The organism is Roseisolibacter agri, from assembly GCF_030159095.1.
Lineage (GTDB): Bacteria > Gemmatimonadota > Gemmatimonadetes > Gemmatimonadales > Gemmatimonadaceae > Roseisolibacter > Roseisolibacter agri.
In genome coordinates, this window is record NZ_BRXS01000009.1 from 90,005 (window position 1) to 105,410 (window position 15,406).

11 protein-coding genes are annotated in these 15,406 nt (G+C 74.8%); 5 read left to right on the top strand and 6 right to left on the bottom strand.

Annotated elements, in window-relative coordinates:
• The first annotated feature begins 51 nt into the window (after positions 1-51).
• Positions 52-2,685 (top strand): BTAD domain-containing putative transcriptional regulator, encoded by a 2,634-nt coding sequence (locus tag rosag_RS24315; RefSeq protein ID WP_284352786.1) that lies wholly within the window; start codon positions 52-54, stop codon positions 2,683-2,685.
• Between the two features lie 13 nt (positions 2,686-2,698).
• Here the strand turns inward: rosag_RS24315 and rosag_RS24320 are convergent, their stop codons facing one another.
• From rosag_RS24320 to rosag_RS24330, 3 genes are all read right to left on the bottom strand, one after another.
• Positions 2,699-3,688: a hypothetical protein gene (locus rosag_RS24320; protein ID WP_284352787.1), complete on the bottom strand. Its 990-nt coding sequence runs from the start codon at positions 3,686-3,688 to the stop codon at positions 2,699-2,701.
• A gap of 236 nt (positions 3,689-3,924) precedes the next feature.
• Positions 3,925-4,473: a GNAT family N-acetyltransferase gene (locus rosag_RS24325; RefSeq protein WP_284352788.1), complete on the bottom strand. Its 549-nt coding sequence runs from the start codon at positions 4,471-4,473 to the stop codon at positions 3,925-3,927.
• A 13-nt stretch (positions 4,474-4,486) separates the two neighbouring features.
• A complete protein-coding gene (locus rosag_RS24330) occupies positions 4,487-5,713 on the bottom strand; it encodes a metallophosphoesterase (RefSeq protein ID WP_284352789.1) in 1,227 nt (408 codons plus the stop codon).
• A gap of 110 nt (positions 5,714-5,823) precedes the next feature.
• Here rosag_RS24330 and rosag_RS24335 point away from each other — a divergent pair, with 110 nt between their 5' ends.
• Entirely contained in the window at positions 5,824-7,188 is a 1,365-nt protein-coding gene (locus tag rosag_RS24335) for an amidohydrolase (RefSeq protein ID WP_284352790.1), read from the top strand.
• Positions 7,189-7,333: 145 nt separating this feature from the next.
• Here rosag_RS24335 and rosag_RS24340 read toward each other — a convergent pair whose 3' ends face one another.
• Positions 7,334-7,942: a Uma2 family endonuclease gene (locus rosag_RS24340; protein WP_284352791.1), complete on the bottom strand. Its 609-nt coding sequence runs from the start codon at positions 7,940-7,942 to the stop codon at positions 7,334-7,336.
• A gap of 112 nt (positions 7,943-8,054) precedes the next feature.
• Between rosag_RS24340 and rosag_RS24345 the strand changes: the two genes are divergently transcribed.
• Positions 8,055-9,104 (top strand): LLM class flavin-dependent oxidoreductase, encoded by a 1,050-nt coding sequence (locus tag rosag_RS24345; RefSeq protein WP_284352792.1) that lies wholly within the window; start codon positions 8,055-8,057, stop codon positions 9,102-9,104.
• 367 nt (positions 9,105-9,471) lie between these two features.
• Here rosag_RS24345 and rosag_RS24350 read toward each other — a convergent pair whose 3' ends face one another.
• A complete protein-coding gene (locus rosag_RS24350) occupies positions 9,472-11,295 on the bottom strand; it encodes a L,D-transpeptidase family protein (protein WP_284352793.1) in 1,824 nt (607 codons plus the stop codon).
• Positions 11,296-11,737: 442 nt separating this feature from the next.
• Between rosag_RS24350 and rosag_RS24355 the strand changes: the two genes are divergently transcribed.
• Both rosag_RS24355 and rosag_RS24360 read left to right on the top strand, forming a co-directional pair.
• Entirely contained in the window at positions 11,738-12,742 is a 1,005-nt protein-coding gene (locus tag rosag_RS24355; RefSeq protein WP_284352794.1) for a proline iminopeptidase-family hydrolase, read from the top strand.
• Positions 12,739-13,650 carry an alpha/beta hydrolase family protein gene (locus rosag_RS24360; RefSeq protein ID WP_284352795.1) on the top strand — a complete coding sequence of 304 codons (912 nt, stop codon included), beginning with the start codon at positions 12,739-12,741 and terminating at the stop codon, positions 13,648-13,650. Before rosag_RS24355 ends, rosag_RS24360 begins: the two co-directional genes overlap by 4 nt.
• 24 nt (positions 13,651-13,674) lie before the next feature.
• On the opposite strand, the gene rosag_RS24365 is transcribed toward rosag_RS24360, so the two are convergent.
• Positions 13,675-15,192: an MBL fold metallo-hydrolase gene (locus rosag_RS24365; RefSeq protein WP_284352796.1), complete on the bottom strand. Its 1,518-nt coding sequence runs from the start codon at positions 15,190-15,192 to the stop codon at positions 13,675-13,677.
• Positions 15,193-15,406: the final 214 nt, after the last annotated feature.

The window sequence follows — 15,406 nt, forward strand, 5'->3', positions numbered from 1 at the left end:
GTCTCGCCGGGGCCCTTCACAGCCCACTCAAACGCGGATCAAACGGCGTACATGCTGCGGCTGCGCGCACTGGGGGCGCTCGTCCTGCTGGACGACGAGCGGCCGGTGGAGGGTCCGATGTCGCAGCGGCGCCGCCTGGCGCTGCTGGCGCTGCTCGCGACCGCCGATCCCGGGATCGGCCGCGACCGGCTGGTGGGCTGCCTGTGGCCCGAGCAGGACGAGGCGCGGGCGCGGCACACGCTCGCGCAGTGGCTGCACCTGCTGCGGCGCGACCTGCCCGAGGGTGCGGTGGCCGGCACCGACGACCTGCGCCTCGATCCGCGGGTGGTGCCGAGCGACGTCGCGGAGTTCCGCGCGGCGCTGGCGCGGGGCGACCACGCGGCGGCGGTGGCGGCGTACGGCGGCCCGTTCGCGGACGGCTTCGTGCTGTCCGACGCGCCGGGCTTCGAGCGGTGGGTCGAGGACGAGCGGTCGCGGCTGCGGCGCGCGTGGCGCGAGGCGGCGCGCACCATGGCGGCGCGGCGGCTGGCCGACGGCGACGCCGCGGCGGCCGTGGCGCTCTGGCGCCAGCTGGCGGCGGACGACCCCGCCGACGCGCCGACCGCGCTGGCGCTGATGCAGGCGCTGGAGGCGTCGGGCGACCGGGCGGGCGCGATCGCGCACGCGCGCGTGCACGCGCGACTGCTGGCGGAGGAGTTCGAGCTGGAGCCGGACGGCGCGGTGGAGCGCTACGCCGCGTCGCTGCGGAGCGCCCCGCCCCGCGCTGCGGCGCCCTCCGCCGTCGTCGCGGAGCAGTCCGCTCCATCGTTTCACGCTTCATCGTCCTCCGCCGCACCGTCCTCCGCCGTTCCGTCGTCCTTCCCATCGCGCCCGCGCCGCGGCGCCCTGCTCGGCACACTGCTCCTGGTCGGGTGCGCGCTCGCCGGCGGTCGCCTCGCCACCGTGCCCGACGCGCAGCGCGCGACGCTGATCGCGCTCGTGACGCGCGACGACCCGGCGCTCGACCCGCGGCGCGTGGTGGTCGCGCCGCTCGACGACCCGACGCGGGATCCCGAGCTGGCCGCCTTCGGCGAGATGGCCGCGGACTGGACGACGCAGGAGCTGATGCGCGACGTCGAGCTGGACGTCGTGGACGCGCGCACGGCCGCGGCGACCGCGCGCCTGGTCGAGCGCTTCCCGCGGCTGCTGCGCAGCGGCGACCTCGCGATCGCGCTCGCGCGCGAGACGGGCGCGGGCACCGTGATCGCCGGGCGCTACTACCGTGACGGCGACAGCGTGCGCGTCTCCGCGCAGCTCACCGACGTCGCGACGGGCGAGGTGCGGCGCTCGCTCCCCGCGATGAGCGGCGGACGCGACGAGCTGTCGCGCTTCGCGGAGCGCCTGGCGCGCCGCGCCGCGGGGCTGGTGGCGGCGTCGGTGGACACGTCCGCGGCGGGGGCGGGCGTCGGCCGCATGCCGCCGCCGTCGTACGACGCGTACCGCGAGGTACGCGGCGCGTGGGAGCGCTACTACGTGGCCGACTTCCCCGGCGCCTTCGCGCACACGGCGCGCGCCGCCGCGCTCGACTCGACGTACCGGCTGCCGCTGCTGATGCAGGCGCTCTTCCACGCCGAGCAGCGCGCGTGGCCAGGCGTGGACTCGGCGCTGCGCGCGGTGGCGCCGCACGCGCGGTCGCTGACGCAGCTGGAGCAGGCGGCGTTCGACATGCTGCGCGCGCAGCTCGCCGGCGACGCGGAGGCCGAGCTGCGCGGCGCCACGGAGCTGGCGCGACAGGCGTCGGGCTCGCCCGAAGCGCACGCGCACGTCGCGCACGTGGCGGTGAGTGCGGGACGGCCGCACGCCGCGCTGCGCACGCTCGCGACGATGGACCCCACGCGCGGCGTGCTGCTGGTGGTCCCCTTCTACTGGAACTGGCGCACCGCCGCGCTGCACGCGCTCGGCCGCCACGAGGAGGAGCTGGACGCCGCGCGCCGCGGCGCACGGCTGCAGCCGCACCGCAACGCCGCGCTCCTGAACCTCGCGCGCGCGCTGGCCACCGCGGGCGACGCGGACGGCGTGCGCGACGCGTCGCGCCGCGCGCGCACCGAGCGGTGGGACGGCGAGGCGGTGCGCCGGCGCGCGCTGGTCGAAGGGAGTCGCGAGCTGCGCGCGCATGGCCATGAAGGCGACGGGCTGGCGCTGCTCGCGGAGGCGCGCGCGCTGTTCGCGGCGCGGCCCGCCGACGACGTGGTGACGCTGGAGGCGCGCGCGATCCTCGCGCTGGAGGCGGGCGCGTGGGCGGAGGCGCGCACGCTGGCGACGCGGATGCTGGCGCGCGTGCCCGCCGCGTCGCCGTCGGCGCTGGCGGCGTGGGGCGTGGCCGGCGTGGCCGCCGCGCGGCTGGGCGACGCGGCGGGCGCTACGCGCGCCGACTCGGTGCTCGCGCGCGCGCCGCTGCCCTTCGCGCTGGGACGCGACGCGCTCTGGCGCGCGCGCATCGCGGTCGCGCGCGGAGACCGCGTGACTGCGCTGCGTCATCTGGAGGCGGCGCTGGCTTCCGGCATGCCCGTCATGCAGGGCCATCCCGGCCACCGCGACGACGCCCGGGAGTTCGACTACGGCGAGGCGCTGCCGCACGCGGATCCGCTGCTCGCGCCGCTGCACGCGGACGCCGCGTTCCGCCGGCTGCTCGAGCCGCGCGGCTGACGCGAGTGGCGCGCTACGGCCCCTCGTAGATGATCGGCACGCGCGTCTCGAGGCCGTACGCCGGGAAGCGCGCGATCAGCTGGCCGCCGCCCGCGCGCCGGAAGTGCAGCACGCCGGCCGCATCGACGGTCGCGAGCGTCGTGTCGGGGCTCACCCACGTCGGCGCGTCGGAGAGCAGGCGGCCCGTCGCCGGCTCCTCGGCCCACGCCATCAGGCCCACGGCCTGCGCGGCCGCCAGCGACACGTCGGGCGCGCCGCCCCGCGGCACGTAGACCGAGCGGCCGTTCGAGCGCACCACCCAGACCGCGGGCACGAGGCGCAGCTCGACCCACTCCGACACGCCGCGGTGCGTGGCGACGACGCTCGTGCGGAGCGGCGGCGCGCCGACGATCGTCTGCGAGCTGCTGCGCGGCGGATAGACGGTCCAGGTGGTGTCGGGCGGCGCGGGCGGCGCGGTGTAGCGCCCTTCCGGCGTCAGCGCGCCGATCCTCGGCAGCTGCACCTCGGGATCGAACTGCCACGTGACCGTGGGGCGCAGGCGCGCGAGCTGGGTCGTGCGGCCGTACACCATCGTCGTCTGCGCGGCGGTGCCCGCGAGGCGCCCGACCGCGAACGCCACGCGCGCGAGCTCGCGGCGGCTCGTGTCGCCGGGCGCGTGCAGCGTCGCGTAGGCGCCGCCCGCCATCAGCGCGCGCACCGTCTGCCGCGCGCCGCGTGCCGTTCGCCCATTGCCCTCGCCATCCGCGAAGCGCGCCGAGAGCGGGTTCACGTCGACGTCGGAGTGCATCGTCCACGCGACGTCGGGTGCGTCGACGCGCCGGCCGTCGGCGTCGTACGCGGTGACCGTGAGCGTCGTGTCGTCGCCCGGCAGCAGCGCGACGAGCGCGGGCAGTCCCTCGACGCGGGCAACGGGCGCGGGCGGCGGCGTGGGCTCGCCACCGCACGCGGTGACGAGCAGGAGCGCCGCGAGGCGGGCGAGGAGGGAACGGTGGGCGGACGGCATGCGGCGGGGAGGACGACCCCTCAACCTAACCGCGCCTCCACCCGGCTTCGGTGAGGTCGGTCGCCGCCTCATCCGGAGCATCCGTGGCCCAGGGTTCGCCGACCCGGGCCCGGTGTGCCGGACCCGAACGGCAACGGCAGCAAGGATGAAAGTCCGAGAAGATCGGATGACCGCCGATGCTCCTCACGGCGGCGAGGGATCTCGTCCGACACGGAGCCATCCGTCGTTATCGGACGTTATCCGATCCTATCCTTGCAATGCCGTTCGCCGTTCGGGTCCGGGGTGGGACCGGTCGGTCGACCATGCATGCGAGACAGATCGAGCACCATCTTGATGTTCGCGCGCGCGTAGTCGGTCGCGGGCAGCGGCACCTCGACGAAGCCGAGCGCGCGATAGAGGCCGATCGCCGGCCCGAGCACGGTGTTCGAGAGCAGGTCGACGCGCGGCGCGCCGCGCGCGCGCGCCGCCGCGACCGCCGCCTCGCCGAGCGCGCGCCCGACGCCGCGGCCGCGCGCCGCCGCGTGCACCGCCATCTTCGCCAGCTCGCAGGCGCCGTCGGGCTCCGCGAGCAGCGCGCACGTGCCCAGAATCTCTCCCACGTTCGCGCCGTCGTCCACGGCCATGAAGATCGCGCCGCCGTGCGCGAGGATGTGCGCGTCGGGGTCGTCGAGCTCGCGCCGGTCGCGCGCCTCGACGACGAAGTGCTGCTCGATCCAGGCGAGGTTCAGGTCGCGGAACGCGGCGCGGTGGTCGGCGCGCGCCGGGTCGAACGGGACGACGCGCACGGGCTCCGCCACGCTACGCCGCGCGCGCGACCGTCGCCGCGCCCATCGAGATCCCCGCCGACTCCGCGCTACGCAGCGTGATCGCCGCGACCTCGGGGAACGCGCCGAGGCGGAACGGGATTCCCCAGAAGCCCGTGCCCGGATGCACGTAGAGCAGCGCCTCGCCGTCCTGGTACGCGCCCATCGCGTGCTCCAGGAAGGGCGACGCGAGGCTCCACCCCAGGCGCGGCAGCGCGAGCTGGCCCCAGTGCGTGTGGCCGCTCAGCGTCAGCGCCGCGCCGCGCTCCGCGAGCGCGGGCCAGAGCGCGGGGTTGTGCGCGAAGGCGACGATGGGCACGTCGCGCGGCACGCGCGCGAACGCGCGCCCGAGGTCCGGCGCGCAGCCGTCGGCGCCGCGCGTGCGCCCTGCGGGGTCGCCGGTGCCGAGCAGCGCGAGCGACGCGCCGTCGCGGTGCACCACGCGCGCGTCGTTCACCAGCACGTGCGCGCGCGTGTGCAGGCGCAGCGCGTCGTGCACGCCCGTCCAGCCCGCGTAGACGTCGTGGTTGCCGGGGATGAGGTAGACGCCGAGCGGCACGCGCGGCCCCTCGGCCTCGAGGCCGCGCACCCAGTCGCCGAAGATGCGCGCATCCTCCACGCGGTCGTCGACGAGGTCACCCGTGACGGTGACGAGGTCGGGCGACAGCGCGCGCACCGTGCGCGTGACGCGGTCGAGGAAGCGCCGCGACGTCTGCGGCCCCACGTGCAGGTCGGACACCTGGACGATGCGCAGCCCGTCGAACGCGTCGGGGAGGCCGGGGACGCGCGCCTCGACCTCGCGCACCACCAGCCGCCGCGACCCGAGCCAGCCGAGCGCCAGCACCGCCGCGCCGACCGCGAAGGCGCCGGCCGCCGCGACGCGTCCGGTCGCCAGCGCGTGCCCGAACGGCGCGCCCGCGAGCAGGCCGAGCACGCCCGCGCCCGCCGTCACCGGGAGCACCAGCTGCGCGTAGAGCGCGGGCCGCACGACCCACAGCCGGAATGCCGCCGTGGGGTAGCGGCGCCACCCGCCGCCGCGCACGAGGAACGCGACGATGGGGAGCGTGGTGTGCGCGGCCACGAGCGCGAGCAGCGCGGGCGCGAGCCACGGCGTGCCGGGCACGGCGCCCCACGCGAGGGCGAGCAGCGTGCCCCAGCAGAGGGCGAGGTAGGCGGCGAAGCGGGACGCGGCGCGCACGACGGAGCGGGGACTCGGAGCCATGATGCGGGATGATACCCGCGCCGGGCGCGTCGCGGTCCGGCTTTCCCGCGCCCGTGCAGCCGTCCACCTTTCGGGTCTTCCTCTCACGTCCGCCCCTCGCCGTGATCCCGATGCATCCGTCCCATGTCCTCCGCCGCGCCGCGCCCGCCGCGCTGCTCGCCACGTTCGCCGCCGCGCCCGCCGCGCGCGCGCAATCGCCCGCCGCCGGCGCGCTGGACGCCGAGATCGGCCGCGCGGTGACCGCGGTCCTGCCCAAGGTCGTGGCGTGGCGCCGCGACATCCACGAGCACCCGGAGCTGGGCAACCGCGAGACGCGCACGGCCGCGCTGGTCGCCGAGCACCTGCGAAAGCTGGGCATGGAGGTGCGCACCGGCGTCGCGACGACGGGCGTGGTCGCGGTGCTGAAGGGCGGGAAGCCCGGCCCCGTGGTGGCGCTGCGCGCCGACATGGACGCGCTGCCGGTGACCGAGCAGGTGAGCCTGCCGTTCGCGTCGAAGGTGAAGACGACGTACAACGGGCAGGAGGTCGGCGTCATGCACGCGTGCGGGCACGACATGCACGTCGCGATGCTGATGGGCGCGGCCGAGGTGCTCGCCGGGATGAAGGCGCAGCTCCCGGGCACGGTGAAGTTCATCTTCCAGCCCGCGGAGGAGGGCCCGCCGGGGAACGAGAAGGGCGGCGCGATCGAGATGATGGCGCAGGGCGCGCTCGCGAACCCGAAGCCGGACGCGATTTTCGGCCTGCACGTCGGCGTCACCGCGGCAGAGGCGGGCCACCTCACCTACAAGCCGCTCGGCTTCATGGCGGCGGCGGACTTCTACACGGTGACGGTGCGCGGCAAGCAGGTGCACGGCGCGACGCCGTGGGCGGGTGTGGACCCGATCGTCGTCGGCGCGCAGATCGTGACCGGGCTGCAGACGATCGTCAGCCGGCAGATGGACCTCACGAACTCGCCGGTCGTGGTGACGGTGGGCGCGTTCCAGGGCGGCGTGCGCAACAACATCATCCCCGACTCGGTGGTGATGATGGGGACGATCCGCACCTTCGACCCGGCGATGCGGAAGGACGTGCAGATGCGCGTGAAGCGCACGGCCGAGCAGATCGCGGCGGCGTCGGGCGCGACGGCGACGGTGGACATCGTGGAGCGCACGCCGGTGACGAGCAACGACCCCGCGCTGACGGACCGCATGGTCGCCTCGCTGCAGCGCGTCGCGGGCCCGCAGAACGTCACGCTGGGCCGTCCGGTGACGGGAGCGGAGGACTTCGGCTACTTCGCGGAGCAGGTGCCCGGGCTGTTCGTCTTCCTGGGCGTGCGGCCGAAGGGGAGCCCGGAGAGCGCGTTCGTGTCGAACCACAGCCCGAAGTTCTTCGCCGACGAGGCCGCGCTGCCGAACGGGGTGAAGGCGCTGGTGACGCTGGCGACGGACTTCCTGGCGCAGCCGAAGCCGGCCGGGCGCGCGACGTCCACGCGCTGACGCGCCGGCCCCTAACTGCAAGAGCAGACAGGATTACAACGGATTAGACGGACAAGAGCCGGATCATGCTCCGTGTGGCGCACGCGACGTCGCCACCACATGGGAGGTGATCCGGCTCTCGTCCGTTCAATCCGTCCAATCCTGTCTACTGCAGTTCGCCCTCAGGGTTTGGCATGTCGTCATCGCCGAGCGCGTCCGCGAAGAACTGCTCCAGCTCCAGCACGAACGGCTCAGTGGTGCCCGGTGGCAGCCACTCCAGGCGGTCTCCCACGACGGCCACGCGCCCGTCGGGGTACGAGCGCTCGACGAGCCGCGTGTCCGTGTCCACGATCCAGTACTCGGGCACGCCCATCCGCGCGTAGAAGCGGCGCTTGACCAGCCGGTCGTGGCGCGCGGTGGACGGCGAGAGTACCTCGACGGCGAGCAGCAGTGTGGTGATGTCCGACCAGGCGCGCAGCCGTCGCGGCGGCCAGTCGGGAACGACGTAGAGGTCCGGCTGCACCGTCGTGTCCGGCTCGAGCGTCACGTCGGTCGGTGGGACGTACGCCTCGCCCAGCCGCTGGGCGTGCACGTACGCCCGCACGCGCTCGTAGAGCGCCATCTGCGCGTAGTAGTGTGCCGGCCGGGGAGCAGGCGTCACCAGCAGCGCCCCGTCGATGCACTCGTAGCGCGGCCACGGACGCGACTCGTCCTGGAGCGCGCGCGCCTCGTCCGCGGTCCAGCGCCTGGGCCCGGGTGCGGTCGGAGTGGACATGCCCATAGTCTGCTCGGCGCGCGGTGTGGCTGGCAAGCGAACATCTTGCACGGTGCCGCGCGCCCGTCGCGCGCTCCGCATCCGTCCGACGCCACCAGTACCGCCCGCACGCATGGAGATCGGGATCTACACCTTCGCCGAGACGTCGCTGGATCCGCGCACCGGCCGCGCGACCAATGCGCGGCAGCGGCTGCACGACCTGCTGGAGGAGGTCGAGCTCGCGGACCGCGTGGGCCTCGACGTCTACGGCGTGGGCGAGCACCACCGGCCCGACTACGCGGTGTCGTCGCCCGCCGTCGTGCTGGGCGCCGCGGCCGCGCGCACGTCGCGCATCCGCCTCACGAGCGCGGTCACGGTGCTCAGCTCCGACGACCCGGTGCGCGTGTTCCAGGACTTCGCGACGGTCGACCTGCTGTCGAACGGGCGCGCGGAGATCATGGCGGGGCGCGGCTCGTTCATCGAGAGCTTCCCGCTGTTCGGGCAGGACCTCGACGACTACGACGCGCTGTTCGCGGAGAAGCTGGCGCTGCTGCTGGCGCTGCGCGACGACGAGCGCGTGACGTGGCCCGGCAGCCGCCACACGCAGCGCATCGAGGACCGCGGCGTGTATCCGCGGCCGGTGCAGGCGCCGCTGCCGGTGTGGATCGCCGTCGGCGGCACGCCGCAGTCGGTGGCGCGCGCGGGCACGCTGGGCCTCCCGCTGGCGCTGGCGATCATCGGCGGCGCGCCGCAGCGCTTCGTGCCGCTGGTGGAGCTGTACCGCGAGAGCGCGCGGCGCGCGGGCCACGATCCGGCGACGCTGCCGGTGAGCATCAACTCGCACGGCTTCCTGGCCGACACGACCGACGCCGCGATCGCGGCGGCGTGGCCGCCCTACCAGGAGGTGATGGGGCGCATCGGCCGCGAGCGCGGCTGGCCGCCGCCGACGCGCGCCCGCTTCGACGCCGAGCGCTCGCCGCAGGGCGCGCTGTTCGTCGGCAGCGCGCAGGAGGTGATCGACAAGCTGCTGTACGAGCACGCGCTGTTCGGGCACCAGCGGGCGCTGATCCAGCTCACGGTCGGCACGATGCCGCACGACCAGGTGCTGCGCGCGATCGAGATCCTGGGCACCGAGGTGGCGCCCGTCGTGCGGGCCGAGGTGGCGCGGCGCGAGGCGGCGTGACGACCGCTGCGTGCATCGTGCTGCGTGCTGCGTGAACAGCGAACTGCTTCAGACAGGATTACCAGGATTGGCAGGATTGACAGGATTCACGGCTCCACATGGTGGGAGAGACCGTCTCGCCATGCGGAGCGCAATCCTGTAAATCCTGCAAATCCTGTGATCCTGTCTAATGCTCTCGGTTCTTGCGTGCCGGACCCGAACGGCAACGGCATTGCAAGGATGAAGATCGGATAACGTCTGATGACGGCGGATGGCTCCGTGTGGCGGCGAGGGATCTCGCACTCCACCGGAGCCATCCGTCGTCATCCGATCTTCTCAGATGTTCATCCCTGCTGCCGTTCGTCGTTCACGCAGCATGCAGCCCAGGTCAGCGCTCCGCGACCAGCGTCCGGATCGCCTTCACCGCCGCCACCGTCTCGGGCTTCTGGCCCGCCTCCGCCGTCAGCGCCTGGATCATCTTCGCGTCGCGGTCGTACAGGTCGTTGCCGAAGCGCAGCTGGCCGTCCTGCGTGTAGACCGTGAAGTACGTGATGTACACCGGCACGCGCTGCGGGACCTTCGTCTCGACGTTGTCCTTGCCGCTGTTCATCGCCTCCTGCACGCGCGCCGCGTCCCAGCCGAGGACCCACTGCGCCAGCTCCGCGGGCTTCTCGACGCGGATGCAGCCGTGGCTGAACGCGCGCACGTCCTTGCCGAACAGCTCGCGGTTCGGCGTGTCGTGCAGGTAGATGTTGTACGCGTTCGGGAAGAGGAACTTCACCAGCCCGAGCGAGTTCTCCTCGCCCGGCGTCTGGCGGATGCGCGTCTGCCCCCCCTCCTGGAACGTCTCGTAGTTGTTGGCCGCGAAGTAGCCCGGGTCCGCCTGCTGCTTGGGCCACAGCTCCTTGGTCGCGATGTCGTCGGTCACGAACCAGTACGGGCGGAAGACGACCGTCGTCATCGTGTCGCTGAACACCGCCGTGCGCCGGTCCTCGTACTCGGCGCCGACGATGACCTTCATGTCGAGCGCCTTCTTCCCCTGGTCCCACGCCTCCAGGCGGAACGCCGGCACGTTGACCGCGATGTGCTTCGCGCCGAGCGCGCGCGGCATCCACCGGTGGCGCTCGAGGTTCGCGGCGATCTGCCCCAGGCGGTACGACGGCGACAGGTTCATCGACTTCACCGTCTGCTCTCCGAGGATGCTGTCGACGACGATGCCGTGCCGCGCCTGGTACTCGGCCACCGCGCCGGCGAGCGCCGCGTCGTACACCGCCTCACCCGCGCGCGGCGGCCGCACGCGCGCCGCGCGCTTCCGCTGCGCGCTGTCCCCGGCGCCGGCGGCGTTCGCGGGCGACACGCCCTCGCTCGTCGGCGCCGCCGCGGCGGAGTCGCTCGTCAGCCCCTCGGCCGACAGCCGCGCGCGCAGCGCTTGGAGGCGCGTCGCCGCGTCGGGCTCGCCAGGCTTGAGCGCGCGCCCCGCAGGCACCGCCGCCCAGCTCCCCTTGGCCGACAGGTCGCGGTACTGCACGAGCGCCTTGCGCAGCGCCGCGTAGTCGGGGTCCTGCGGCCGCAGCCGGTCGAGCGCCTGGTCGGTGGCCGGCTCCTGCATCGCGCGCACGAGCGCGGTGTCGACCTCCTCCTCCTTCGGGTCGATGTGCCAGTCCTCGGTCACCGTGCGCGGGTTGAGCTGCCCGGTGATGAGGTCCTCGCCGAGCGCCGTGAAGGCCGCGCTCATCAGCACGTCCGTCTCGGCCAGCTGCGCGGCGGTCGGCTTGCCGCTGCGGAGGGCGTTCAGCGCGTTGGCGAGCGCGGGCAGCGGATAGGCGTCGAGACGCAGCGCGTCCTGGTCGGCGTCCACGAGCGCGCGCAGCAGTGCGGTCGCGCGCGCCTTGTCGGGGCCGTCCTCGTCCATCCAGAGCGGCGTGCGGCCGAAGCGCCCGTAGAGCGTCTTCACGTGGCGCCACTGGTCGTCGGCCAGCCCGTCCGGGCGCGCGCCGCCGAGCCGCTGCTCGATGGCGCTCTTCACCTCGGAGGAGGGGACGCCGGCGACCGCGGCGACCGTCGGCGCAGTCCAGCTCCGGTCGACCTCCCCGCTCGAGGCGGCCGCCCCCTTCCCGCCGTCCTCGGCGGAGGCCTTCACGTCGCATCCGGCCGCGGCGGCCGCCAGGACGAGGGGGAGCAGGAAGCGCGGGGCGGGACGACGGTGGCTCATGTGGGACTCCGGCTGATGGCGGAGGCGGCACACGGAGCGCCGCCGGACCCAGCCGACAATGGCGAGATGCGAGCCACCGCGACGACAGCCAACGGATGGGGCCGCTGCGTGCTGCGTGCAGAGTCACCTACGCGGTCGCGCCGGACCCCATTCGCCTGTTGGGGGGATACGGATGCTGCGGATCGGAACGGATCCGACGGATCGCTCCGCGTGGCGGCAACGTTCCATGCACCGGTGCGGAGCGATCCGAATGATCCGTCGAGATCCCGAGCATCCGTATCCCTCCAAAAGCCAACAGGGCCGGCGCGCTGGGCCCGAACGATCGACGGCGACGAGGATCACAGTCCGAACGCGTCGGACCTTGCCCGTGCGGCTCCGGCCGCCATCCTTGCAGGCGCTCGCGCGATCCACCCGCGATCGACTCCGCCCGCGCCCCTGCCCGATGCCCCGCCGCCTCGCCCCGCTCCTGCTCGCGACGCTGACGCTCGCCGCCTGCACGGCCACGAAGGACGCCGCGCCCGCCGATACGGCCGCCCGCGACAGCACCGCGCGCGGCCCGCTCGCGCCCGGCGAGGGAATGCTCGAGGTGCCGGGGGGCCGCATCTGGTACCGCGTCGTCGGCACGGGGACGGGCACGCCGCTCCTCGCCATCCACGGTGGACCCGGGGGCCGCAGCTGCGTGCTGCGCGAGCTCGGACGGCTCGGCGACGAGCGCCCGGTGATCTTCTACGACCAGCTGGGCACGGGCCGCTCGCAGCGCTCGAACGACACGACGTACTGGAACCTCCCGCACTTCGTCGACGAGATCACCGCCATCCGCGAGCGGCTCGGCCTGCGCGAGGTCCATCTCCTCGGCCACTCGTGGGGCGGGACCGTGGCCGCGGAGTACGTGCTGACGAAGGGCGCCGACGGCGTGCGCTCGGTGACGCTCGCCGGCCCGCTCCTCAGCACGCCCGAGTGGCTCGCGGACGCGCGCGAGCTGGTCGCGCTGATGCCCGACACGCTGCAGCGCGTGATCGCGCAGGCGGAGGCGTCGAAGCAGTACGACACGCCGGCCTTCACCGCCGCCAACGACAGCTTCCTCGCGCGCTACAACTCGCGGCACCCGGATCGCGCCGCCGCGTACCCCGAGTGCGCCGGCGTGCAGGGGAACGGCGCGATGTACCGCCACATGTGGGGCGCATCCGAGTTCAGCGCCACCGGCACGCTGCGCGACTACGACCGCACCGCGCGACTCGGCGAGCTGCGCCTGCCGGTGCTCCTGATGGCGGGCGAGTTCGACGAGGCGCGCCCGCAGACGATGTACGACGTCCAGAAGCGCATCCCCGGCGCGCGCGTGGCGATCATCCGCGGCGCCGCGCACCGCATGATGGTCGACGAGCCGCAGCTCACCGCGGACTCGCTGCGCGCCTTCCTGCGCGACGCCGAGCGGGGAGCGCGGCCGTGAGGCGCGCGGCCGGCGCGGCCATCGTCGCCGTCCTCGTCTCCGCCGCGTGCGCCGACGCGCAGCCGCGCGTGCCCGCGCGCGATCCCGTCACGCTCGACCTGCCCGCGCGCGACACCGCCAACCCGATGGCGCTCGTGGAGCTGCACTTCCCGAGCGGCGGCGCGCGGCTGAATGGGCTGCTGTATCTCGCGCCGGGAAAGGGCCCGCACCCGACGGTCGTGCTGCTGCACGGCTATCCCGGCAACGAGCGCAACCTCGACCTCGCGCAGGCGATGCGCCGCGCGGGGCTGAACGTCCTCTTCTTCCACTACCGCGGCGCGTGGGGAAGCGGCGGCGAGTTCTCGTTCGACAACGCGCAGGCCGACGTCGCGGCCGCGCTGCGCTTCCTGCGCGACTCCGTGAACGCGACGCGCCACCGCATCGACCGGCGGCGCCTCGCGCTCGTGGGGCACAGCATGGGCGGCTGGCTCGCGCTGCGCGGCGCGGCCGCCGACCCGACGGTCGCGTGCGCGGCGGGGCTCGAGTTCTGGGACGTCGGCCGCGAGGGCGTGGCGATGCGGAAGGACTCCGCGGCGCGCGCGGAGTTCCTCGCGTACACCACCGACATCACCGCGCCCGGTGCGCCGCTGCGGGCGGCTGGCGGCGCGGCCGCGCTGGTGAAGGCGATGCTCGATCGCGGCGACGAGTGGGCGCTCGCCGCCAGCGCGCCCGCGCTGCGCGCGCGCCCCGTGCTGCTGCTGGACAACACGGCGAACACGTCGCACGCCCCGCTCGCCGACGCGCTGCGGAAGGCGGGCAACGCGCGCGTCGCGACGCACGTGTGGCCCACCGACCACTCGTTCAGCGACCGGCGCGTGGGGCTCGCGCGCACGGTCATCGACTGGCTGCGGACGGACTGCCGGCTCTGAGCGCGCGCCGTCGCACGACCGGCGTCAGCGCGCGGCGGCCCTGCGGCGCGACTCCTCGACCTCGTCCCACGTGCCGGTGCGGCCGTGCACGCCCACGACCTGCCGCACGCGCAGCCCCGCGTCGCGCACCGCGCGCGCGAGCGCCTCGGTGACCGTGAAGGCCGGCGGCACCACGCCGCGCTCGGGGATGTAGAACAGGTCGCCCTGGAACAGCACGCCGCTCGCGGGCAGGAAGTACGCGACGTTGCCGGCGGCGTGGCCGTTCTCCACGGGCAGCGCGTCGATGCGCGCTGTGCCCGCGCCGAAGCTGCGCCGCGCCGCGACCGTCTCGAAGCGCACGCGCGCGCGCAGCGAGTCGGGAAGCTGGCGCCGCACCGCCTCCTCCAGCCCCGCGCCCACCACCACGACCGCGCCGCGCGCGACGTACGGCGCGAGCCCGCCCACGTGGTCGTTGTGGTGGTGCGTGACGAACACGCGCGCCACCGTGCGCCCCGGCGCCGAGTCGGCGATCAGCCGCAGCGCGGCTTCCGCGTGCGCGGGCGAGACCGGCGCCTCGAGCACCGACACGCCGTCGTCGCCGACGACGAACGCCGCGTGGTAGCCGCCCGGCAGGTCGTCCAGGCGGTAGACGCGATCCGCGATGCGCGTCGCCCGCGGCGCGCCGGGCGCGGGCGCCTCGGCGAATCCTGCGGGCACCGCGAAGCGCGCGTCGTCGAGCGCGGGGCGCAGGTCGACGCGCGTGACGAGCTGCGTGCCGGCGACGACGCCGTCCGCGCGCTGCACGCGGCGGTACGGCACCGGCACGCCGTCGATGGACCGCCAGTCGTCGAACGCGACCTCCGCGCCCGCGACGGCGACGTACGCGGGGCGCGCGCTCGCGGCGTCGATCGCGAGCGTCACCGCGCGCGGCGCGCCGGGATCGGGGAACGTCAGCAGCTCGAGCGCGCGGCCGTCGCGCGTCGCGGTGCCCGCGTGGCGCAGCGCGGTGTCGGCGGCCATCGCCTGGCGCAGCACGCCCTGCGGCAGCTGCCGCGCGAGCGACGCGACGTTCGTGCGCGCGGACGCGGCGCTGCCGCGCTGCAGGTCGTCGCCGAGTCGCCAGCGCATCAGGTCCACCTGCCAGGAGGCCGCGGGATCGTGCTGCGTGCGGTAGTGGAACCGGATCGGCCCGGGCGACGTCGAGAGGAACTCGTTGACGGCGCGCCCCCGCGCGAGGTCGACGAGCTGGCGCAGCTTCGTGGGCACCGGATTCGGCGTCGTGTCGGTCCAGACGCGTGCCTGCTGCCAGTTGCCGCGCGCGGCGTACGCGTCCAGCTCCAGCTCGAAGCCCGCGAGCGTCGCGACCGCGTCGCGCCCGCCCAGCGCGTCGACGGCGCGGGCGAGCAGCGCGCGGGCGCGCTCGCGCGACGCGGCCGCGGTGTCGGGCGCGGCCGTGGCTGCGACGACGGCCTTCGCCGCCGGCACCGGCACGGACGCACGGGTGCACCCCGCGAGCAGCAGCGGGAGCAGGATCGTGCGGGTCGAGCGGGCTGCATCAGACATCGTGAGGCCTGTAGGGGGAAAGGGAGAGCCAAGAAATTGGCGCTTGCGCGCGCAGCGAGACGCCGCGAATGGACACTCGGTTGGGCGCTAGGTAGTGTCTGAGAAGTACCGCGTTGCGTAGCGGGCGGCGAGGACGAGGCAGATGGCGGCGCGGTAGGTGACGGCGAGCTTCTCGGCCCGCGTCGCCACGCGCCGCCAGCGCTTGAGCCACCCG

Bases quoted from the DNA above. Each gene is read 5' to 3' on its own strand.
- rosag_RS24315 (WP_284352786.1), top strand. From the start codon at position 52: ATGCTGCGGCTGCGCGCACTGGGGGCGCTCGTCCTGCTGGACGACGAG.
- rosag_RS24320 (WP_284352787.1), bottom strand. From the start codon at position 3,688: ATGCCGTCCGCCCACCGTTCCCTCCTCGCCCGCCTCGCGGCGCTCCTG.
- rosag_RS24330 (WP_284352789.1), bottom strand. From the start codon at position 5,713: ATGGCTCCGAGTCCCCGCTCCGTCGTGCGCGCCGCGTCCCGCTTCGCC.
- rosag_RS24335 (WP_284352790.1), top strand. From the start codon at position 5,824: ATGCATCCGTCCCATGTCCTCCGCCGCGCCGCGCCCGCCGCGCTGCTC.
- rosag_RS24340 (WP_284352791.1), bottom strand. From the start codon at position 7,942: ATGTCCACTCCGACCGCACCCGGGCCCAGGCGCTGGACCGCGGACGAG.
- rosag_RS24345 (WP_284352792.1), top strand. From the start codon at position 8,055: ATGGAGATCGGGATCTACACCTTCGCCGAGACGTCGCTGGATCCGCGC.
- rosag_RS24350 (WP_284352793.1), bottom strand. From the start codon at position 11,295: ATGAGCCACCGTCGTCCCGCCCCGCGCTTCCTGCTCCCCCTCGTCCTG.
- rosag_RS24355 (WP_284352794.1), top strand. From the start codon at position 11,738: ATGCCCCGCCGCCTCGCCCCGCTCCTGCTCGCGACGCTGACGCTCGCC.
- rosag_RS24365 (WP_284352796.1), bottom strand. From the start codon at position 15,192: ATGTCTGATGCAGCCCGCTCGACCCGCACGATCCTGCTCCCGCTGCTG.